Raw genomic sequence first — 19,450 nt, 5'->3', positions numbered from 1 at the left:
CTTTCGCTGTTGTCTCGCTGTGGTCCGGATGCTGCCCCGTCAGCCCGCCGCGGCCGCCGCCCGTACCGCCGTGCAGATCCGGGCCAGATCGTCGTCGCCGGTGATGTAGGGCGGCATGGTGTAGAGCAGATCGCGGAACGGCCGCAGCCATACGCCCTCGCGCACCGCCGCCCGCGACGCGGCCGCCATGCCCGCGTCGTCGAGCGGGTGGTCGAGCTGGACGACGCCGATCGCGCCGAGCACCCGTACGTCCCGTACGCCGGGCAGCTCGGCGGCGGGCGCCAGCCCCTCCCGCAGCCCCGCCTCGATCCGCTTGATCTCCTGCCGCCAGTCGTAGGACAGCAGCAGGTCGATCGAGGCCCCCGCGACGGCGGCGGCCAGCGGATTGCCCATGAACGTCGGGCCGTGGGCGAGCACCGGAAGCTCGCCGCGCGAGATGCCCTCCGCCACCCGCGAGGTGCACAAGGTGGCGGCCAGGGTCAGATAACCGCCGGTCAGCGCCTTGCCCACGCACATCACATCGGGGCTGACCCCGGCGTGCCCGGCCGCGAAGAGCGTGCCGGTGCGCCCGAAGCCGGTGGCGATCTCGTCGAACACCAGCAGGACGTCGTGCTCGTCGCACGCCTCGCGCAGCGTCCGCAGCAGGGCGGGGGAGTGGAACCGCATGCCGCCCGCGCCCTGCACCACCGGTTCCACGATCACCGCGGCCACCTCGTCCGCGTGGCGGGCCACCAGCTCGCGCACATGTGCCTCGTACGCCGGGTCCGGTTCGGCGTCGAAGCCGGGCGGCGGCGCGTCCGCGAAGATCTGCTCCGGCAGGACGCCCGACCACAGCCGGTGCATGCCGCCCTCCGGGTCGCACACCGCCATCGGCTGCCAGGTGTCGCCGTGGTAGCCGCCGCGCCAGGTCAGCAGCCGCTGCTTGGCGGGGCGGCCGAGCGAGCGCCAGTACTGGAGGCACATCTTGACCGCGACCTCGACCGACACCGAGCCCGAGTCGGCGAGGAAGACGTGCCGCAGCGGTTCGGGCGTGATCTCCACGAGCCGGGTGGCCAGCCGCACGGCGGGCTCATGGGTGAGCCCGCCGAACATCACATGGCTCATCCGGTCGAGCTGACCGCGCGCCGCGTCGTTGAGCACCGGGTGGTTGTAGCCGTGGATGGCCGACCACCACGACGACATCCCGTCCACCAGTTCCCGTACGCCCTCCGCCGGTTCGGCGAGCCGCAGCCGGACCCCGGCCGCGGACTCCACGACGAGCGGGTCCGTGCGGCCGGGCATCGGGCCGTACGGATGCCAGACGTGCTGCCGGTCCAGCGCCAGCAGCGCGTCGGGCGTCAGCGGCTCAGGCATTGGGCGGCAGTTCCGTCCCCGCGCCCCGGCGGCGCACCGCGACCAGGTCCGCGTGCGACTCCACGGCCGCCACCGCGACGGGCTCCGCCACCGGCTCGTCCCCTTCCGTGACGGCCTGGGGCGCGTCACCGCACGGGCCGCAGCCGCCGCCCTCCGCGCCGTGCGAGCCGCAGCCGCCCCCGGCCGCCGCGAGCGCGTCGGCGCGGTGCTGGGGCAGCGTCCGGGTGTCGGTGCCCTCCACCTCGAAGCCCGCGTCGGCGATCATCGCCAGATCGTCCTTGCCCGACTGGCCCTCGGTGGTCAGATAGTCGCCGAGGAAGATCGAGTTCGCCAGGTGCAGGGCCAGCGGCTGGAGGGAACGCAGATGGATCTCGCGCCCGCCCGCGAGCCGCACCTCCACGTCCGGGCACACGAACCGCACCATGGCCAGGATGCGCAGACAGCGCTGCGGGGTGAGGTTCCAGTCCCCGGCCAGCGGGGTGCCCTCGATCGGGATGAGGAAGTTGACCGGCACCGAGTCCGGGTTCAGCTCGCGCAGCGAGAAGACCACGTCGACCAGGTCCTCGTCGCGCTCGCCCATGCCCGCGATCAGCCCGGAGCAGGCCGACATGCCCGCGGACTGGGCCTGCTGCACGGTGGAGACCCGGTCGGCGTAGGTGTGGGTGGTGGTGATGTCGCCGTACGTGGCCTCGGAGGTGTTGAGGTTGTGGTTGTACGCGTCGGCGCCCGCCTCCCGCAGCCGCTGCGCCTGCCCGTCGGACAGCAGCCCGAGACAGGCGCAGATCTCGACGTCCTGGTTCTGTTCCTTGATCGCGGCGATGGTCTGCGAGACCCGGTCCACGTCCCGGTCCGTCGGCCCGCGCCCGCTGGCGACCAGGCAGACCCGCTTGGCGCCGCCCGCGACCCCGGCCTCCGCCGCGGCCGCCGCCTGGTCCGGCTTGAGCCAGGTGTACTTCAGGATCTCGGACTTCGAGCCGAGCCGCTGCGAGCAGTACGAGCAGTCCTCGGGGCACAGCCCGGACTTGAGGTTCACCAGGTAGTTGAGCTTCACCCGCCGCCCGAACCAGCGACGGCGCACCTTGCCCGCGGCGGCCACCACATCGAGCACGTCGTCGTCGGAAGTCGCCAATACCGCGAGAGCCTCTGCGCGGGTCGGCGACTCGCCCCGCAGCCCCTTTTCCACCAGCGTGTTCAGCAGATCCATGGCGGAGATCCTGTCTTACCCCACCGCTCCTGGCCAAGGAGGGACCGTACAAGACGCGGCGTTCGGGGTGTGTGTATTGCCACACCCTGACCACGCATGGGCACGACTACCTTCTATCCGGACCCCACAGTCGGCGCCCGGTACCCGCCCGGCCGTGCCCGGCCCAGGCCCGAACGAAGACGAGGAAGCCGATGCCCCAGGTGCCCCAGGACCGCCAGGACGACCCGTTCGCGGTCGACCCGTTCGCGTGGATCGACGCGGGCCGGGAGCAGCGCGGCCGCGCCGGGCTGCGTCGTGTGCTCAGCCCCCGGCCCGCCGAGTCCCCGCTGCTGGACCTCGCCAGCAACGACTACCTGGGCCTGGCCCGGCACCCCGGGGTGACGGCCGCGGCGGCGGAGGCGGCGCGCCGCTGGGGCGCCGGCTCGACCGGCTCCCGGCTGGTCACCGGCTCCACCGAGCTGCACGCGACGCTGGAGGCGGAGCTGGCCGCGTTCTGCGGCTTCGAGGCGGCGCTGGTGTTCTCCTCCGGGTACGCCGCCAACCTGGCCGCGGTCTCGGCGCTGAGCGGCCGGGGCGCGCTCATCGTCTCCGACGCGGGCAACCACGCCTCCCTCATCGACGGCTGCCGGCTCTCCCGCGCCGAGGTCGCCGTCGCCCCGCACGCCGACCCCGGCGCCGTCGCCAAGGTCCTCGACGGGGCCCGGAAGGAGGACCCGGCTCGGCGCGCGCTCGCCGTCTCCGACTCCGTCTTCTCGGTGGACGGCGACGTGGCACCGCTGACCGGGCTCGCCGCGGCCTGCCGGGCGCACGGCGCGGCGCTGGTGGTGGACGACGCGCACGGCCTGGGGGTGGTGGGCGACGGCGGGCGCGGCGCCCCGTACGCCGCCGGGCTCGCGGGCGCGCCGGACGTGGTGGTCACGGCCACCCTGTCGAAGTCGCTGGGCAGCCAGGGCGGGGTGGTGCTGGGACCCGCCCGGGTGATCGAGCACCTGGTGAACACCGCTCGTACGTTCATCTTCGACACCGGCCTCAACCCGGCCGCCGTGGGCGCCGCCCTGGCGAGCCTGCGGCTGCTGCGCCGGGAGCCGGAGCGCGCCGCCCGGGCCCGTACGGTCGCGGCGCGGCTGCACGCACGGCTGACCGCCGCCGGGCTCACCGCGGCGCGGCCCGACGCCTCGGTGGTGTCGGTGCGCGCGCCCTCCCCCGAGCAGGCGGTGCGCTGGGCCGCGGACTGCCGTGCGGCCGGTCTGGTGGTGGGCTGTTTCCGCCCCCCGTCCGTACCCGACGGCATCTCCCGGGTACGGCTCACCGCTCGCGCGGATCTGACGGATCAGCAGGTGGAGCAGGCGGCCGACGTGATCGTGGGGACCGCACCGGCCGCCTGACGGATCGATCTGACGGATCGGTGTCCGGCGGTGTGAAGCCCTCCCGGCTACGGCCGGGAGGCCTCCCCGGAGCCGGGGTCACCGAGATCGCCGTGGCACAGGTCCTCGACGAACGAGGTCCAGGCCGACGGGGCGAACAGCAGGGCGGGACCCGCGGTGTTCTTCGAGTCCCGCACGGCGAGCAGACCCGGACTCAGCCGGGCCGTTTCGACGCAGTTGTTCATTCCGACGCTGTAGCTGCTGCGCAGCCAGACAGCGGACTTGACGGACAGATCGGACATGGTGCCCCTCTCAGGCGCCGCCCCCGATTTTCTTGATGAACGTCAATGATTCCTCTGGTGCCAGGGCGTTGGTCCGCAGCACATCGAATGCGCTGCTGTACGCCCGGAGGTCTTCTTTCCGCTCCAGATAGAGGCTACTCGTCAAATGGTCGAGAACTACTACGTCGAGGTCAGTAATGTGCGTAAAAGAGAAGATAATGAAAGGACCTGTAATACCAATGGGCATTCCGGCGGAAAACGGCAATACCTGCAACCGCACCTGCGGTAATTCAGCCAACTCGGCCAATTGTCGCAGCTGAGCCCGCATCACCCCGGCGTCACCCACTCCGCGCCGTAACACCGCCTCGTCGAGCACCGCGTGCAGCCGCAGCGGCCGCTCCTCGCGCAGCACCGACTGGCGCGCGATCCGCACCTCGACCAGCGTGTCCAACTGGTCCTCCGGCAGCTCCGGCAGCGCCGCCCGGGTCACCGTCCGCGCGTAGTCCGCGGTCTGCAGCAGCCCCGGCACCACCGTGGTCTCCAGCGTGTACGCCGCCGACGCCTCCGCCTCCAGGCTGATGAAGTCCCGGTAGGCGGGCGGCAACAGATCGCGGTAGGCGTACCACCAGCCGCGCCGCGACCCCTCCGGGTCCGAGGCGCCCCCGCCGCACAGCGCCTCCAACAGGGTCCGCAACTGGGGGTCGGTGACCCCGTAGACGTCCAGCAGCCGGGCCACATCGGCGGGCTTCGCCCCGCTGCGCCCGGTCTCGATCCGGCTCACCTTCGACTGGTGCCAGCTCAGCCGCCGCGCGGCCTCGCCGCTGGTGAGCCCCGCCAGATCGCGCTGGCGGCGCAGCTCCGCGCCGAGCTTGCGGCGGCGTACCGCCGGGCCGTACCGCATGGGATCTCCCTCCCGCCTGTCCCGCACTTGTCCCGCCCTGTCGTGACCATGGCCCAGTCTGCCCGGCGAATCCGGTCTTCCGTAGCAGAGTTCACCGCTTCGGGCGACAGATATATGCATAACTCGGTGGATCGCCCCCGTCACGGACGGCATCGGTGGCAGTCTGACGGTCGGAGCCGCCGGGGCCGCCCACCCGCACCCCAAGGCTGCGCGGCGCCACCCGAACGCGTCCGCAGCCGTGCCCCGGCGGGAAAGGGACAGGCCGTCATGGCAGACCATCAGGAAGCATCCGTCACTCTGCCGAGCGCGCCCGCCTCGGTCCCCGCGGCCCGCGCCTACGTGGCGAACGTGCTGGCCGAATGGGGACTCGGGGAAGGCGAGGAGGCGGCGGACACCGTGCGCCTCATCGTCTCCGAGCTCGCCACCAACGCCGTACAGCACACCTCGGGCCAGTCGCCCACCTTCACCGTGGACATAAAGCTCGACCACGAGGGGAGGCTGGAGATCGGCGTCACGGACAGTTACCCGCGCCGCCCCCAGCGGCTGTCCGCCGACATCCATCAGGACAACGGACGGGGCCTGATCATCATCGGCTGCCTGGCCGCCGAATCGGGCGGCGAGGTGTTCGTCACCCCCACCGCGGAAGGCGGCAAGAGGGTGGGGATCGCACTGCCGTGGACCGTGCCGGTGCGCTAGCCCTCGTCGTCGTGCGACGCGGTCGGCGAGTCGTGCGGCGCGGTCGGCGGGGGGTGGGCCATGCGGTGGCGGATCCAGCGCGGGAGGACGCCCCACAGCCCGCAGCACACCGCGAACGTGCCCACCGCCGCGGCGATGCCCGGGCCGCGGCCCAGCACCACGTCCACCACGAGCAGCACCGACCCGGTGAACGCCATCGTCAGCACGCACAGACCGGCCGAGGCCAGCTTCCCGGAGACGTCCACGACCCGTCGCTTGGCGCCCCTGCGGAACAGCGCCCGGTGCAGCGCCGCCGGGGCCGTGAACAGGGCCGCCGCCACGACCGCGAGCAGCAGCGTGGCGACGTACGTGCCGCGCTGCACCTCGTCCAGCGTTCCGAAGCGGTTGGTGAAGGCCAGGGTCAGCAGGAAGGCGAAGAGGATCTGCACCCCCGTCTGGGTGACCCGCAGTTCCTGCAGCAGCTCGGCGAAGTTCCGGTCGTCACGCTCCAGCGCGGTCTCGCGACGGACGGTTCTCGGGGCGTCGTCCTTCATACCGCTGAGGGTTACCGGAAGCGCTCACAATACGCGCTCCACCTGCCCCGTAGCCGCCCGCGCCTCGGCCAGCTCCAGGATGCGGGCGTACGTACGGCCCGCGTCCGGGCTGATCAGGTAGTGGGGCATGTCGCCGCGCTCGATCACCCCGTACGGACTGGCGCCCATCAGATACGAGGAGTACAGGATCAGCCCGTTCGACCGGCGCGGATCGACGGCCAGCGCCGAGAAGCCGGGGAACTCGTCCGTCTGGTAGACCCGCAGCCCGTCCGCCACCGCCCCGTACCGCTCCTTGAACCGGCCGAACCGTTCCAGTGAATCCTTGATCTTCCGGGTCATGTCCTCCTGGTACTGCCGCGACAGGGTGGCCGCCGCGTCCGAGGCCGGGTCCAGCAGATAGCAGCGGTACACCCCGCCCCGGCGCAGCAGCCCCAGCACCGCGTCGCGGTAGCGGGCCGGGCGCTCGGTCGTGACCAGCCGGGAGGAGGAGGTGCGCAGCGCGGTGCCCATGTCGAGCACCTCCGCGGACGCCGCGTCCAGCATGCGCGCCTTCTCCGCCGAGCTGGGCCGCTCGGGATAGGCGTGCACCGGTGTGCCGCCCGCCAGCCCACGGCCCGCCAGCCACGCCTTGGCCGCCTCGCCCGGGCCGCCGTCGCCCGCCATCAGATAGACGTCCTTGCCCTCATGGCTGCCGACGTGCGCGAACAGCTCCGCATACCGGCCCGCGGTGCGGTAGACGTCCTCCGAGACCGCCAGACAGTCCGGCGGCGTCGCCTTCTCCAGATGCGCGGCCAGATTGATGTCGGGGGAGTGGATGGTGCCGGTCCGGCCCTCGCCGGTGTGCCGTATCGCCCCCTTGTGCACCGCCATCCGCACATGCAGCTCGCCGTCCACCCCCGCCTGCGTGAACTCGTCCCGCAGATGCCGCAGATCGAGGGTGAGGAACGTCCGGGCCGCCTCCAGCGCGACATCGCGGGCCACGCTCTCGCTGTCGTCGTGGATCGCGAAGAACCCACCGTCCCCGCGCCAGTTCCACAGATCGCTGCGGGCACAGCGGTGCTGCGCGGAGACCTGGCCGATCCGCGCCCGCATCCGCTCCCGCAGCAGATCGAAGCCGTGCGCGGCCCGGTCCCTGGGATTGGAGCGGACGATCGTCGAATAGCCCGAGGTGTCGACGAAGACGAGATACACCTGGTCGTACGTCCGGTCCGCCTGGAACTGATCGCTCAAGGTAGCTCCCCTCCCGGTGCCGGCCTCCCCGGATGACGGGTGGTCAGGGCCGCCCTGACCACCCGTCAACCTACGGCAGCACCCCGGCATCCGGCCGGTATTTTTCAGCGCACCTGCCCGTACCAGACCTTCCCGGTCCAGATCCGCTCCAGCCGCACCACCGTGCCCGCCTTCGGCGCGTGCCAGATCCGGCCGCTGCCCGCGTAGAGGCCGACGTGGTAGACGCTGCCTCCCGCGTGGAAGAAGACCAGGTCACCGTGTTCGCGGGTGGACGCCTTGATGTGGCGGGTGCGGTTGTACTGGGCGGCGGCGGTGCGCGGCAGCCGCTTCCCGGCCCGCTTGTACGCGTACTGGGTGAGCCCCGAGCAGTCGAAACGGTTCGGTCCCGCGGCCCCGTACGCGTACGGGGCGCCCTTCTTCGAGGCCGCGATCCGCAGCGCCTCGGCCGCCACGGTCGCCGCGTCGGCCTGCTGTGGCAGGGCGGGCGCCGCCACCGTGCCGCCGACGGCGACGGCGGTGAGGGCCGAGAGGGCACTGGCCCGGGAGGCCATTCTGGGGATCCGTATGTGCGTGGTCATCTCGCACACCACCCTTCGGTGGCCGGGTTCGGTCGTCCCAGGGATGGTCGCCCAGGACGGTCACCGGTTCCGAGCCGAGCGGGCGCGGTGTGAGGTGGTCACGGCTCCGCCGTTCGGGTGACCGGGGCGGGCCGTGATCCGGCCCCTGGCCTGCGGGGACGGCGGGACCGGCGCCCTCGGCCGCAACTCGGCGGCGGCCTCGCGCCGGGATCCGGACTGCGCCGTTCGGGTGATGCGGTGGGGGCTCAGCGCGGCGGGACGGACGGCAGCGTCACCCGCTCCGAGCGCCGCTCCCCGTCCAGCACCCGCAGCGCCCGGGCCAGCGTCGCGGTGTGCAGCCGGCTCTCGCCCCGGTCGTGCATCAGCGCCAGCGCGTCCCGCAGCGCGACGGCCTTCCCGACCAGCGCCTGCGCGGCGCGCAGCCCGCTGTAGGTGTCGTGGCCGCGGGCCGGGTTGATCCGGCCGAGCAGATCGACCGCCTCCAGGTAGCGGTCCACGAGGTCTCCCTCCGCGCGGGTCAGCGCGGGCAGCGGGGGCAGTTCCGGCGGAAGCATGGCGCGATCACCTCGCCCCGGGCAGCGAACCGGCACGCTTACGGCTCTCGGTGACCCCGTCCACCAGCCCGTACGCCACCGCGGCCGCGGCGTCGAAGATCGTGTCGCGGTCGACGTCGGCGCGGATCCGCTCGGCGCTCTGCCCGGTGTGCCGCGCCAGCATCTCCTCCAGCAGCGCCTGGGTCCGCAGCAGCTCACCGGCCTGGATCTCCAGGTCCGAGGTGGTGCCCCGGACGGGCTCGCCGAACGCCGCCTGATGGATGAGCACCCGCGCGCCCGGCAGCGCCAGCCGCTTGCCCGGCGCCCCGGCGGCGAGCAGCACGGCGGCGGCGGACGCGGCCTGGCCCAGGCAGATGGTCTCGATGTCACAGCTGACGAAGTGCATCGTGTCGTAGATCGCCGTCATCGCGCCGAACGAGCCGCCCGGGGAGTTGATGTAGAGCGAGACGTCCTGGTCGGGGCCGGCGTATTCGAGGTGGATGAGCTGCGCGATCACATCGTTGGCCGCGGTGTCGTCGATGGGCGTGCCGAGGAAGACGATGCGCTCGGAGAGCAGCTTGGAGTAGGGGTCCATGGTGCGCACGCCCGTGCTCGTGCGCTCCGTGAACTCGGGCAGGACATGGCGCGCGGCCGGTCGTTCCATCGGGGTCACCTCTCGAAGGTCGTGGGGCCCGTGGCTCCGTAAAAAATGTACAGGACGTACGTCCCGTACGATGGGGAGCATGGCGTACGAGATTCCGGTGACGCAAGCCCGGGCGGAGCTGGCGGAGCTGATCAACCGCGTGGTCTACGGCGGTGAGCGGGTGGTCCTCACCCGGCACGGAAAGCCGCTGGTGGCCCTGGTGTCCTCGGATGACCTGCAACGACTCGACGCGGTCGAGGCGGAGGCGGCGGAGGAGCAGGTGATCAGTACGGTGTCGGCGATGCGCCCGACCTCGTCCGCTCCCGGCGAACGGCGGCGCTTCGGTATCGCGGCGGAGCACCGCGGCCCGGACGCCGGGGATCGGCGTCCGGGCCGCGGGTGACGACGGCTGGGGAGCGGCGGCTAGGAGCTGAGCTCCCAGACCGCGTGGGCGATGGCGTCGCTGTTGCGGTCCAGCGCGGTCTCGTCGACGTTGGACGTCTTGTCGCACGCGGAGTGGTAGCACGGGTCGAACGGCTCGCCCGCCGTGCCGCCCCACTTCTCCGCCTGCGCCTGGCTCTTGGTGGACTCGGCGCCGGTGAACAGCCCGCCGACCCGCACCCCGGCGTCCTTGAACGGGGCGTGGTCCGAGCGGCCGTCGCCCTCGGTCTCCTTCTCGGTCGCGATGTCCTTGGCCGCGTACCAGTCCTTGAAGACCTTCTCCAGCTCCGGGTCGTCGTCGTAGACGAAGTAGCCGGGGTTGGGGGAGCCGAGCATGTCGAAGTTCAGATACGAGTCGATCGTGGACTTCTCGTCGGACTTCAGGCTGTCCACATAATGCGTGGAGCCGACCATGCCGTCCTCCTCGTCGCCCCACCAGGCGAACCGCAGATGCTTGGTGGGCTTCAGGTCGGCCTTGGCGACGGCGAGCGCGACCTCCAGGATCGCGGCGGAGCCCGATCCGTTGTCGTTGATGCCGGGACCGGCCTCGACCGAGTCCAGGTGCGAACCGGCCATGAGCACCTGGTCGGCGCTGCCGCCGGGCCAGTCGGCGACCAGGTTGTAGCCCTTGGCGCCGCCGGAGGTGAACTCCTGGACGGACGTGGTGAAGCCCGCCGCGTCCAGCTTGCCCTTGAGAAAGTCCAGGGACGCCCGGTAGCCGGGCTGCCCGTGGGCGCGGTTGCCGCCGTGTCCGTCGGCGATCGACTGGAGCTTGTCGAGGTCGCCCTTGACGGCCGCCACGTCGATGTCGGGCGCGGCGGCGCGGGGCGATGGGGCCGCCCCGGCTCCCGGCGCCCCGCCCAGCAGGGCGGCGGCGACGGCGGCACAGGTTCCGGCCGCGAGCGCGCCGCGGCGGATCAGCACTATTCGATTCACAGAAGGCTCCGTACGGATGTGGGGGGTTGGAGCGAAACGGATGGATCATGTGACGCGGACATGAGGATCAGCGGTTTGCCATGTAGGCGTCAAGGGCGATTCTTTGCCGACGCGTTAACCACGCCGCAACACCGCCGAACTAACCTGCGATAACCCGTGAGCGAGGATGAGGTGGGGAAAACGTGCGCTTGACGCCGCACGAGCAGGAACGGCTGCTCATCCATGTGGCCGCCGAAGTGGCTGAAAAGCGTCGGGCACGAGGGGTGTCGCTCAACCACCCCGAGGCCGTCGCGCTGATCACCGTGCACATCCTGGAAGGCGCCCGGGACGGCCGTACCGTCGCCGAACTGATGGCCTCCGGCCGCACCGTGCTCACCCGTGACGAGGTCATGGAGGGCGTCCCCGAGATGATCCACGACGTCCAGGTCGAGGCCACCTTCCCGGACGGCACCAAGCTCGTCACCGTCCACCAGCCGATCGTCTGACGGGAGCGGCGTTCCATGATCCCCGGAGAGATCCTCCACGCGGACGAGCCGGTACGGCTCAACGAGGGGCTGCCGGTCATCCGGCTCACCGTGCTCAACGCGGCCGACCGGCCGGTCCAGGTCGGCTCCCACTACCACTTCGCCGAGGCCAACCCGGGCCTCGCGTTCGACCGCGCCGCGGCCCGCGGCCACCGGCTCCACATCGCGGCCGGCACCGCCGTGCGCTTCGAGCCGGGCATCCCGGTCGAGGTGGACCTGGTGCCGCTGGCGGGCGCGCGGGTCGTCCCCGGGCTGCGCGGCGAGACGGGAGGCGCGCTGTGACGGAGCTGAGCCGCGCCGCCTACGCGGATCTGTTCGGGCCGACCGCCGGGGACCGCATACGGCTCGCCGACACCGACCTCCTGATCGAGATCGAGGAGGACCGCTGCGGCGGCCCCGGCCGCTCCGGCGACGAGGCGGTCTTCGGCGGCGGCAAGGTGATCCGCGAGTCCATGGGCCAGTCCCGCGCCACCCGCGCCGAGGGCGCCCCCGACACCGTGATCACCGGTGCCGTGGTGCTCGACCACTGGGGCGTGATCAAGGCCGACGTCGGGCTGCGCGACGGCCGTATCACCGGGATCGGCAAGGCCGGGAACCCCGACACCATGGACGGCGTCCACCCCGACCTCGTCATCGGGCCCGAGACCGAGGTCATCGCGGGCAACGGCAGGATCCTCACCGCGGGCGCCATCGACGCCCATGTCCACTTCATCTCCCCGACCCTGCTCGACCAGGCCCTGTCCTCGGGCATCACCACCCTCGTCGGCGGCGGCACCGGACCCGCCGAGGGCACCAAGGCGACCACCATCACCCCCGGCCCCTGGCACCTCGCCCGGATGTTCGAGGCGCTGGAGGCGTACCCCGTCAACATCGGGCTGCTCGGCAAGGGCAACACCGTCAGCTACGAGGGCATGTGGTCCCAACTGCGCGGCGGGGCCCTCGGATTCAAGATCCACGAGGACTGGGGGGCCACCCCCGCCGCGATCGACGCCTGCCTCGGCGTCTGCGAGGAGAGCGGCGCCCAGCTCGCCATCCACACCGACACGCTCAACGAAGCCGGGTTCGTCGCCGACACCCTCGCCGCGATCGCCGGACGCTCGATCCACGCGTACCACACCGAGGGCGCGGGCGGCGGTCACGCGCCCGACATCATCACCGTGGTCTCCCAGCCGAACGTGCTGCCCAGCTCGACCAATCCGACCCGGCCGCACACCGTCAACACGGTCGAGGAACATCTCGACATGCTGATGGTCTGCCACCACCTCAACCCGGCCGTCCCCGAGGACCTGGCCTTCGCCGAATCCCGCATCCGGCCCGGCACCATCGCCGCCGAGGACATCCTGCACGACCTCGGCGCGATCTCGATCATCTCCTCCGACTCCCAGGCCATGGGCCGGATCGGCGAAGTCGTCCTGCGCACCTGGCAGACCGCGCACGTCATGAAGCGGCGCCGGGGTGCCCTGCCGGGGGACGGGCGCGCGGACAACCACCGGGCACGTCGCTATGTCGCCAAATACACCATCAACCCGGCCGTGGCACAGGGCCTCGACGGCGAGATCGGCTCGGTGGAGTCCGGAAAGCTCGCCGACCTGGTGCTGTGGGAGCCCGCCTTCTTCGGCGTCAAGCCGCATCTGGTGCTCAAGGGCGGCCAGATCGCGTACGCGCAGATGGGCGACGCCAACGCCTCCATCCCCACGCCGCAGCCGGTGCTGCCCCGGCCCATGTTCGGCGCGGTCGGGCGTGCCCCGGCCGCCAACTCCCTCAACTTCGTCACGCGGGCCGCGCTGGACGACGGCCTGGCCGACCGGCTCGGCCTCGGGAAGCGGTTCGTGCCGATCCGGGGGACGCGCGGGGTGACCAAGGCGGACATGCGGGAGAACGACGCCATGCCGCGGGTGGAGGTCGACCCCGACACCTTCACGGTGACCATCGACGGCGACCCCGTCGAGCCCGCCCCGGCCGCCGAACTCCCCATGGCCCAGCGGTACTTCCTCTTCTGACCACGATGACCGCGAAAACCACGATGACCGCGAAGACCACGGACGGCACCGCCGCCACACCGCCACGGGCCACGGCCGCCGCGCTGCTCATCCTCGCCGACGGGCGTTTCCCCGCCGGGGGTCACGCCCACTCCGGCGGGGTCGAGGCCGCTGTCACGGCGGGCCGGGTGCGCGACGCGGCCACCCTGGAGGGGTTCTGCCGCGGGCGGCTGCACACCGCCGGGCTGACCGCGGCCGCGCTCGCCGCCGCGGCCGCCGCCGGGATGGACCCGCTCGCGCTCGACGAGGCCGCCGATGCCCGGACCCCCGCCCCCGCGCTGCGTACCACCGCACGCCGCCTCGGCCGCCAGCTGATGCGTGCCGCCCGCGCCACCTGGCCCTCGCCCGAACTCGACGCCCTCGCCGCCGCCCGCCCGCGCGGCGCCCACCAGCCCGTCGTGCAGGGCCTGGCCGCGCGCGCCGCCGGGCTCGACCCCACGGCCGCCGCGTACGCCGCCGCGTACGAGTCGGCCGGGGGACCGGCGTCCGCCGCCGTACGGCTGCTCGGCCTCGACCCGTTCGACGCCACCGCCGTCCTCGCCCGCCTCGCCCCCGAGATCGACCGGATCGCCGCCCGGGCCGCCGAGGCGGCCCACCGGGCCCTGGACGAGGGCCCCGGCGCGCTGCCCGCCGCCGCGGCGCCGCTGCTCGACATCGCGGCCGAGCACCACGCCACCTGGCCCGTACGCCTGTTCGCCTCGTAAACCGCCACCCCGGAGCCGCCATGCACCTCGATCACCCCGAGACCTATCCCCGGCGTCACACCCACGCCGCCGCCCCCCGCCGCCCCGACGGCAGCCGCCGGGCGCTGCGCGTCGGCCTCGGCGGACCGGTCGGTTCCGGCAAGACCGCGACGGTCGCCGCGCTGTGCCGGGCGCTGCGCGAGGAGCTGGCGATCGCCGTGGTCACCAACGACATCTACACCCGCGAGGACGCCGAGTTCCTGCTGCGCAACGCGGTGCTGCCCGCGGAGCGCATCACCGCCGTCGAGACCGGCGCCTGCCCGCACACCGCGATCCGTGACGACATCTCGGCCAACCTCGAAGCGGTCGAGGACCTGGAGGAGAGCGTCGGCCCGCTCGATCTGGTCCTGGTCGAGTCCGGCGGCGACAACCTCACCGCGACCTTCTCCAAGGGCCTGGTCGACGCGCAGGTGTTCGTCATCGACGTCGCGGGCGGCGACGACATCCCGCGCAAGGGCGGCCCGGGCGTGACGACGGCCGACCTGCTCGTCGTCAACAAGACCGACCTCGCCCCGTACGTCGGATCCGACCTGGAGCGCATGGCGCGCGACGCCAAGGAGCAGCGCGGCGATCTGCCCGTCGCCTTCACCTCCCTGGTCGCGCCGGACGGCGTCCGGCCGATCGCCGACTGGGTACGGGAGCGGCTGGCCGCCTGGACGGCGGCCCCGGCGTGACCGGCGGGCCCGGCGCGACCGACGGCGCGACAGGGGCGCACGGCACCGGCGTACGCGCCGCCGCTCGCCTCGTCGCCGCCGCGGACGGCCGCGGCGGCACCGCGCTGCCCGTGCTGGCCGGGGACGGGCCGCTCGCCCTGCGGCGGACCCGGGCGACCGGCGAGGGCGAGGCGTGCGTCACCGTGGTCGGGGCGATGAGCGCCCCGCTCGGCGGCGACCGCATCGCGCTGACCGCGACGGTCGGCCCCGGTGCCCGGCTCCGCGTCGGGTCGTCGGCCGCGACGCTCGCGCTGCCCGGCCGCCGCGCCGAGCCCGCCCACTACGCGATCCGGCTGACCGTCGCCGATGGCGCCACCCTGCACTGGCTGCCCGAACCCCTGATCTCCGCCCACGGCAGCGATCTGCGCATGACCACCACCGTCGAACTCGCCCCCACCGCCCGTCTGGTGCTGCGCGAGGAACAGATCCTCGGCCGCTCCGGCGAGCCCCCGGGCGGGCTGACCAGCCGGCTCACCGTGCACCGCGCCGGGCGCCCGCTGCTGGACCAGGAGCTGTCGTACGGCCCCGGCGCGCCCGGCTGGGACGGCGGCGCGGTGCTCGGCGGACGCCGGGCGGCCGGTCAGCTCCTCGTCGTCGACCCGGCGTTCGACACCGACCCCGTGCCACCCCGCCTGCTCGCCGACACGGCCGTCATCACCCCGCTCGCCGGGCCCGCCGCCCTGGTCAGCGCGGTGGCCACGGACGGTCTGCGGCTGCGCCGGACGCTGGACGAGGCGATGGCGTCCGTGCCCGCCCTCAGCGGGCGGCCGGCGGAATATCGCGTACGAACACCGGCTTGAGCCGCTTCTCCGGCAGCGCGTCCGGCAGCTGCTCCCAGTCCAGGACATGGGAGACGACGCGCTCGGGCGCCACCTTTCCGGAGCCCGCGAGTTCGAGGGCGTCGGGCAGATGGCTCCGTACGTTGTCCCGGGCGACGCGCAGGGTGACGCCGGTGAGGTACATGTCGAGCAGCGGCAGTTCACCGGGCCGGAAGTGGTTGCCCGCGCTCTCGCAGACGCCCTCGGGGGCGAGCGAGGTGAGCGCGAGGGTGAGCTGGTCGACGCGGCCGGTGGCCTCGACGGCGATGTCGAAGCCGTGCCGGATCGGCTCGATCGCCTCGGCGGTACGGGCGCCGTAGCTCTCCGCGAGCTTCCGGTGCTCGGCGTCGGGGTCGACGTACAGGACGTCGGAGGCGCCGAGCGCGCGGGCGATGTCGCACACGTACAGACCGATGCTGCCCCGGGCGACGACCAGCACCCGCGCTCCGGGGCGGGCCGCCAGATGCGGGGCGACCAGGCGCCGCGCGAGGGACCAGTTGTCGCTGGCCGAGGCCATGGCGATGGGGTCGAGCCCCGGCGGCAGCGGCACCAGCATGGCGTCCGCGTACGGCACGCGGACCAGGTCGGAGAAGAGCCCGCCCCAGCTGCCGCCGATCGGCGCGCCGTACATCGCCATGTGCGGCACGGTCGTGCAGTGGGCGGTCAGCCCGGCGCGGCAGTGGTCGCAGTCGCCGCAGTTGATGGACCAGGGCACGACGACCAGGTCGCCGGGGGCGGCGCCGGTCACCGCGTCGCCGGCGTCCACGACGCGGGCCACGCACTCGTGGCCGAGGGGGAACGGCGGGTCGATGAAGCCGTGCCCGGCGAGGATCGCGGAGTCCACGTCGCAGGGAGTGGCGGCCACCGGTGCGACGATCGCCTCCCGGCCGGACTCCAGCCGGGGATCGGGCACCTCGCGCCATTCGACGGTGTGCCGCGCGACGTACGTCAGTTCACGCATCGCCCGGCTCCTCCGCGCTCTGCCGGGCGAGGGCGACCAGGTCGGCGTACCGGATGACCGCCCCGCCCGCACCCCACGTGCCGTCCGGCTGCTCGTGGATCAGCACCCACACCCGCAGCGCCTCGTCCGGGGAGAGCCCGGCGGCCTTCAGCACGGCCTTGGTCACGTCCTCGACCAGACCTGCCTTGCGGCGATCGGACAGGGCGCCCCGGGGCACGGTGATGTCGACCAGGAAGCGCGGCGCGCCGTCCTCCGCGGTGGTCTGGGCCCCCTCCGGCAGCTCGATCAGATAGCTCCACGCCTGGGCGCGGAAGAGGGCCGTGTCGGGCACGCCCTCCCAGCGCAGCAGCAGCGTGGCGAGATCGTGCTGAATGCCCTCGCGGCCCTTCTCGGTCAGGGCACCGGTCGGGGCGGTCAGCCGGATCATCGGCATGGCTGTTCCTCGGCTTTCGTCGTCCAGCGATGTCGTGGTCTATGACAGTCGTTATAACGCGAGGTCACGCTAGACTATGACGAGCGTTATAGCCAGAGGGGAGTGAACATGGCCAACGGCGGCCCGCAGGCCCGGCAGCGGATCGTGACCGGAGCGGCCGACATGATCAGTCGGCGCGGTCTGAACGCCACGAGCATCCGCGAGATGGCCAAGCACGCCGAGGCGCCGCTCGGCTCCACGTACCACTACTTCCCCGAGGGCAAGCAGCAGTTGGCCACCGAGGCCGTCCGTTACGCGGGGGAGAGCGTTGCCCGCATCCTCCGCAAGGAGCTTCAGGCGGGCCCGGCCGCGGGGCTCCGGGCCTTCCTCGCCCTGTGGCGCGGGATCGTCATCGACACCGGCTTCCGGGCCGGGTGTCCGGTCCTCGCCGTCTCCATCGAGGAGCCCCCGCCCGGCGAGACCCCGCCGGCCCTCGTGGCCGCCGCGGAGGTCTTCGACGACTGGGAGAACCTGCTCGCCGCCTCCCTGCGGGAGCACGGCGCCCCGCCCGGGCAGGCGGAGCAGCTCGCGACGCTCGTCGTCGCGGCCGTCGAGGGCACCGTGGCCATGTGCCGGGCCAAGCGCAGCATTCAGCCGCTGGACCGCGCCGCCGAGCAGCTCCAGGCCCTCATCGCCGGGGCCGTCGGGAGCTGACGGGCCGTACGTGAAGGTGACGTGTTGATAAAGAAACGGCGGTTTGCCCTGTACTCAGGAGTAAGTGAGGCGCGAGGATCCTCCTGACACTCTGTGATCATCGCCGCACTGGCGGCGCAACAAAGCAGGGGGATTTCTACGTGAGACGCACAGCAGTACTCGGCGTGGCCGGCGGCGTGATGACCGGTGCGCTGATAACCGGTGCGCTGGCCGCTCCCACGGCGGGGGCATCGGAGCCCACGCGGACGCCGGGGGGCGTCGCGGAGGCCCGGGGGGCGGCGATCGCCGCGGCCCGGGCCGCGAAGGCGGGCATCGACTGGACGGACTGTCCGGCCGACTGGAACCTGGCCAAGCCCATCCAGTGCGGCTATGTGACCGTTCCGCTGGACTACGCCAAGCCGAACGGCCGCACCATCAAGATCGCGGTGGACCGCATCGGCAACACCGGGACCGCCTCCGAGCGGCAGGGTTCGCTGATCTACAACCCGGGCGGACCGGGCGGCTCCGGGCTGAAGTTCCCGACCCGGGTCACCAACAAGAACCCGCTGTGGACGAAGGCGGCGAAGGCGTACGACTTCGTGGGCTTCGACCCCCGCGGGGTGGGCCACTCGGCCCCCATCTCCTGCGTCGACCCGCAGGAGTTCGTCAAGGCGCCCAAGATGGACCCGGTGCCCGACAGCGAGGCGGACAAGCGGGCGCAGCGCAAGCTCGCCGCGGAGTACGCCGCCGGGTGCCAGGAGCGCAGCGGCCGGATGCTGCCGCACATGACGACGCCCAACACCGCCCGCGACATCGACGTCCTCCGGGCCGCGCTCGGCGACAAGAAGCTCAACTACCTGGGCGTGTCCTACGGGACGTACATCGGCGGCGTCTACGCGACGCTCTTCCCCGCCCATGTGCGCCGCCTGATCGTGGACTCGGTCGTGAACCCGTCGCGGGAGAAGATCTGGTACCAGGCCAACCTGGACCAGGACGTCGCGTTCCAGATGCGCTGGGACGACTGGAAGGCGTGGGTGGCCAAGAACGACGCGGCCTACCACATCGGCGGCACCCCGGGAGAGGTGCAGGCGCAGTGGGAGAAGCTGCGCGCGACCGCCAAGAAGAGCCCGATCGGCGGGGTCGTCGGCCCGGCCGAGCTGCTCGGCTTCTTCCAGAGCGCCCCGTACTACGACTCGTCGTGGGCCACCGTCGCCCAGGTGTGGAGCGACTACCTGGCCGGGGACGAGAAGGCGCTCGTCGAGGCCGCGGGGCCGGACATGTCCGACACCGCGGGCAACATCGCCTCGGAGAACAGCAACGCGGTGTACACCGCCGTGGAGTGCGCCGACGCCAAGTGGCCGGCCAGCTGGCGCAAGTGGGACCGGGACAACACCCGGCTGCACCGCGACTACCCGTTCCTGACCTGGTCCAACGCCTGGATGAACCTGCCCTGCGCCACCTGGCGGTCCAAGCAGCAGAACCCGCTGGAGGTCGGCGCGGGCAAGGGCCTGCCGAAGACGCTCATCGTGCAGAGCACCCGTGACGCCGCGACCCCGTACGAGGGCGGCGTCGAGCTGCACAAGCGCCTCAAGGGTTCGCGTCTGATCACGGAGAGGGACGCCGGTTCGCACGGTGTCACCGGCCTGGTCAACCCCTGCATCAACGACCGGGTGGACGCCTACCTGCTCAAGGGCACGGTGGACGCCACGGACGTGACGTGCGCCCCGCACGCCACGCCGAAGCCCGCGAAGACCGGCATCGACAAGGACGAGGCCGGGGACAAGAAGGACGCGTCCGACGGCAAGGACAAGGGCGGCAAGGACAAGGACGGCAAGGACTCGGGCAGCAAGGACT

Annotated in this window: 22 protein-coding genes and 1 pseudogene; 11 read left to right on the top strand and 12 right to left on the bottom strand. The window is 72.6% G+C overall.

What is annotated here, in order from left to right; translation table 11 throughout:
• Positions 1-39: 39 nt before the first annotated feature.
• Entirely contained in the window at positions 40-1,353 is a 1,314-nt protein-coding gene (locus tag ABZ562_RS36795) for an adenosylmethionine--8-amino-7-oxononanoate transaminase (RefSeq protein ID WP_361488528.1), read from the bottom strand.
• Entirely contained in the window at positions 1,346-2,557 is a 1,212-nt protein-coding gene (bioB, locus tag ABZ562_RS36790) for a biotin synthase BioB (protein WP_361488525.1), read from the bottom strand. The genes ABZ562_RS36795 and bioB overlap by 8 nt, the downstream gene beginning before the upstream one ends.
• A 191-nt stretch (positions 2,558-2,748) precedes the next feature.
• Between bioB and ABZ562_RS36785 the strand changes: the two genes are divergently transcribed.
• Entirely contained in the window at positions 2,749-3,942 is a 1,194-nt protein-coding gene (locus ABZ562_RS36785) for an 8-amino-7-oxononanoate synthase (RefSeq protein ID WP_361488522.1), read from the top strand.
• A gap of 47 nt (positions 3,943-3,989) precedes the next feature.
• Here ABZ562_RS36785 and ABZ562_RS36780 read toward each other — a convergent pair whose 3' ends face one another.
• Entirely contained in the window at positions 3,990-4,223 is a 234-nt protein-coding gene (locus ABZ562_RS36780; protein WP_361488519.1) for a DUF397 domain-containing protein, read from the bottom strand.
• A 10-nt stretch (positions 4,224-4,233) separates the two neighbouring features.
• Positions 4,234-5,103 carry a helix-turn-helix transcriptional regulator gene (locus ABZ562_RS36775; RefSeq protein ID WP_361488516.1) on the bottom strand — a complete coding sequence of 290 codons (870 nt, stop codon included), beginning with the start codon at positions 5,101-5,103 and terminating at the stop codon, positions 4,234-4,236.
• A 267-nt stretch (positions 5,104-5,370) separates the two neighbouring features.
• Here ABZ562_RS36775 and ABZ562_RS36770 point away from each other — a divergent pair, with 267 nt between their 5' ends.
• Entirely contained in the window at positions 5,371-5,799 is a 429-nt protein-coding gene (locus tag ABZ562_RS36770; RefSeq protein WP_361488513.1) for an ATP-binding protein, read from the top strand.
• On the opposite strand, the gene ABZ562_RS36765 is transcribed toward ABZ562_RS36770, so the two are convergent.
• From ABZ562_RS36765 to ABZ562_RS36745, 5 genes are all read right to left on the bottom strand, one after another.
• Entirely contained in the window at positions 5,796-6,332 is a 537-nt protein-coding gene (locus ABZ562_RS36765; RefSeq protein ID WP_361488510.1) for a DUF6328 family protein, read from the bottom strand. The genes ABZ562_RS36770 and ABZ562_RS36765 overlap by 4 nt on opposite strands.
• A 24-nt stretch (positions 6,333-6,356) precedes the next feature.
• Entirely contained in the window at positions 6,357-7,562 is a 1,206-nt protein-coding gene (locus ABZ562_RS36760; protein WP_361488507.1) for a hypothetical protein, read from the bottom strand.
• 104 nt (positions 7,563-7,666) lie between these two features.
• Entirely contained in the window at positions 7,667-8,140 is a 474-nt protein-coding gene (locus tag ABZ562_RS36755; RefSeq protein WP_361488505.1) for a C40 family peptidase, read from the bottom strand.
• Positions 8,141-8,385: 245 nt separating this feature from the next.
• Entirely contained in the window at positions 8,386-8,694 is a 309-nt protein-coding gene (locus ABZ562_RS36750) for a hypothetical protein (RefSeq protein WP_361488502.1), read from the bottom strand.
• A gap of 7 nt (positions 8,695-8,701) precedes the next feature.
• Positions 8,702-9,337, bottom strand: a complete 636-nt coding sequence (locus ABZ562_RS36745) for an ATP-dependent Clp protease proteolytic subunit (protein ID WP_361488499.1) — start codon at positions 9,335-9,337, stop codon at positions 8,702-8,704.
• 79 nt (positions 9,338-9,416) lie between these two features.
• Between ABZ562_RS36745 and ABZ562_RS36740 the strand changes: the two genes are divergently transcribed.
• Positions 9,417-9,719 carry a type II toxin-antitoxin system Phd/YefM family antitoxin gene (locus ABZ562_RS36740; protein WP_361488496.1) on the top strand — a complete coding sequence of 101 codons (303 nt, stop codon included), beginning with the start codon at positions 9,417-9,419 and terminating at the stop codon, positions 9,717-9,719.
• A 20-nt stretch (positions 9,720-9,739) separates the two neighbouring features.
• On the opposite strand, the gene ABZ562_RS36735 is transcribed toward ABZ562_RS36740, so the two are convergent.
• Positions 9,740-10,693 carry a M28 family metallopeptidase gene (locus ABZ562_RS36735; RefSeq protein ID WP_361488494.1) on the bottom strand — a complete coding sequence of 318 codons (954 nt, stop codon included), beginning with the start codon at positions 10,691-10,693 and terminating at the stop codon, positions 9,740-9,742.
• A gap of 182 nt (positions 10,694-10,875) precedes the next feature.
• On the opposite strand from ABZ562_RS36735, the gene ABZ562_RS36730 reads away from it, so the two are divergent.
• The 6 genes from ABZ562_RS36730 to ABZ562_RS36705 are packed head-to-tail and all read left to right on the top strand — an operon-like array spanning position 10,876 to position 15,512.
• A complete protein-coding gene (locus ABZ562_RS36730; RefSeq protein ID WP_361488491.1) occupies positions 10,876-11,178 on the top strand; it encodes an urease subunit gamma in 303 nt (100 codons plus the stop codon).
• A 15-nt stretch (positions 11,179-11,193) separates the two neighbouring features.
• The gene (locus ABZ562_RS36725) at positions 11,194-11,499 is read left to right on the top strand and encodes an urease subunit beta (protein ID WP_361488488.1); all 306 of its coding nucleotides are present in this window, start codon (positions 11,194-11,196) and stop codon (positions 11,497-11,499) included.
• Positions 11,496-13,217 carry an urease subunit alpha gene (locus tag ABZ562_RS36720; protein ID WP_361488486.1) on the top strand — a complete coding sequence of 574 codons (1,722 nt, stop codon included), beginning with the start codon at positions 11,496-11,498 and terminating at the stop codon, positions 13,215-13,217. Before ABZ562_RS36725 ends, ABZ562_RS36720 begins: the two co-directional genes overlap by 4 nt.
• A 23-nt stretch (positions 13,218-13,240) precedes the next feature.
• Positions 13,241-13,960, top strand: coding sequence for an urease accessory UreF family protein (locus tag ABZ562_RS36715; protein ID WP_361488608.1), 720 nt, complete (start codon positions 13,241-13,243; stop codon positions 13,958-13,960).
• 20 nt (positions 13,961-13,980) lie between these two features.
• On the top strand, positions 13,981-14,673 hold the full coding sequence (ureG, locus tag ABZ562_RS36710) for an urease accessory protein UreG (RefSeq protein WP_361488483.1): 693 nt from the start codon (positions 13,981-13,983) through the stop codon (positions 14,671-14,673).
• On the top strand, positions 14,670-15,512 hold the full coding sequence (locus tag ABZ562_RS36705) for an urease accessory protein UreD (RefSeq protein WP_361488481.1): 843 nt from the start codon (positions 14,670-14,672) through the stop codon (positions 15,510-15,512). Before ureG ends, ABZ562_RS36705 begins: the two co-directional genes overlap by 4 nt.
• Here ABZ562_RS36705 and ABZ562_RS36700 read toward each other — a convergent pair.
• Together ABZ562_RS36700 and ABZ562_RS36695 are read right to left on the bottom strand one after the other, a co-directional pair.
• Positions 15,469-16,491 carry an alcohol dehydrogenase catalytic domain-containing protein gene (locus tag ABZ562_RS36700; RefSeq protein ID WP_361488478.1) on the bottom strand — a complete coding sequence of 341 codons (1,023 nt, stop codon included), beginning with the start codon at positions 16,489-16,491 and terminating at the stop codon, positions 15,469-15,471. The genes ABZ562_RS36705 and ABZ562_RS36700 overlap by 44 nt on opposite strands.
• Positions 16,484-16,924, bottom strand: coding sequence for a tautomerase family protein (locus tag ABZ562_RS36695; protein WP_361488476.1), 441 nt, complete (start codon positions 16,922-16,924; stop codon positions 16,484-16,486). Before ABZ562_RS36695 ends, ABZ562_RS36700 begins: the two co-directional genes overlap by 8 nt.
• A 108-nt stretch (positions 16,925-17,032) precedes the next feature.
• Between ABZ562_RS36695 and ABZ562_RS36690 the strand changes: the two genes are divergently transcribed.
• A complete protein-coding gene (locus ABZ562_RS36690) occupies positions 17,033-17,617 on the top strand; it encodes a TetR family transcriptional regulator (RefSeq protein ID WP_361488473.1) in 585 nt (194 codons plus the stop codon).
• A gap of 179 nt (positions 17,618-17,796) precedes the next feature.
• Positions 17,797-19,341 (top strand): annotated as a pseudogene (locus tag ABZ562_RS36685) (alpha/beta hydrolase); the annotation flags it as partial.
• Positions 19,342-19,450 lie beyond the last annotated feature (109 nt).

The organism is Streptomyces sp. NPDC019937 (assembly GCF_040631655.1).
GTDB lineage: Bacteria > Actinomycetota > Actinomycetes > Streptomycetales > Streptomycetaceae > Streptomyces.
Note: the sequence above shows the minus strand (reverse complement) of the source record. Positions and strands in the feature narration are given on the sequence as shown.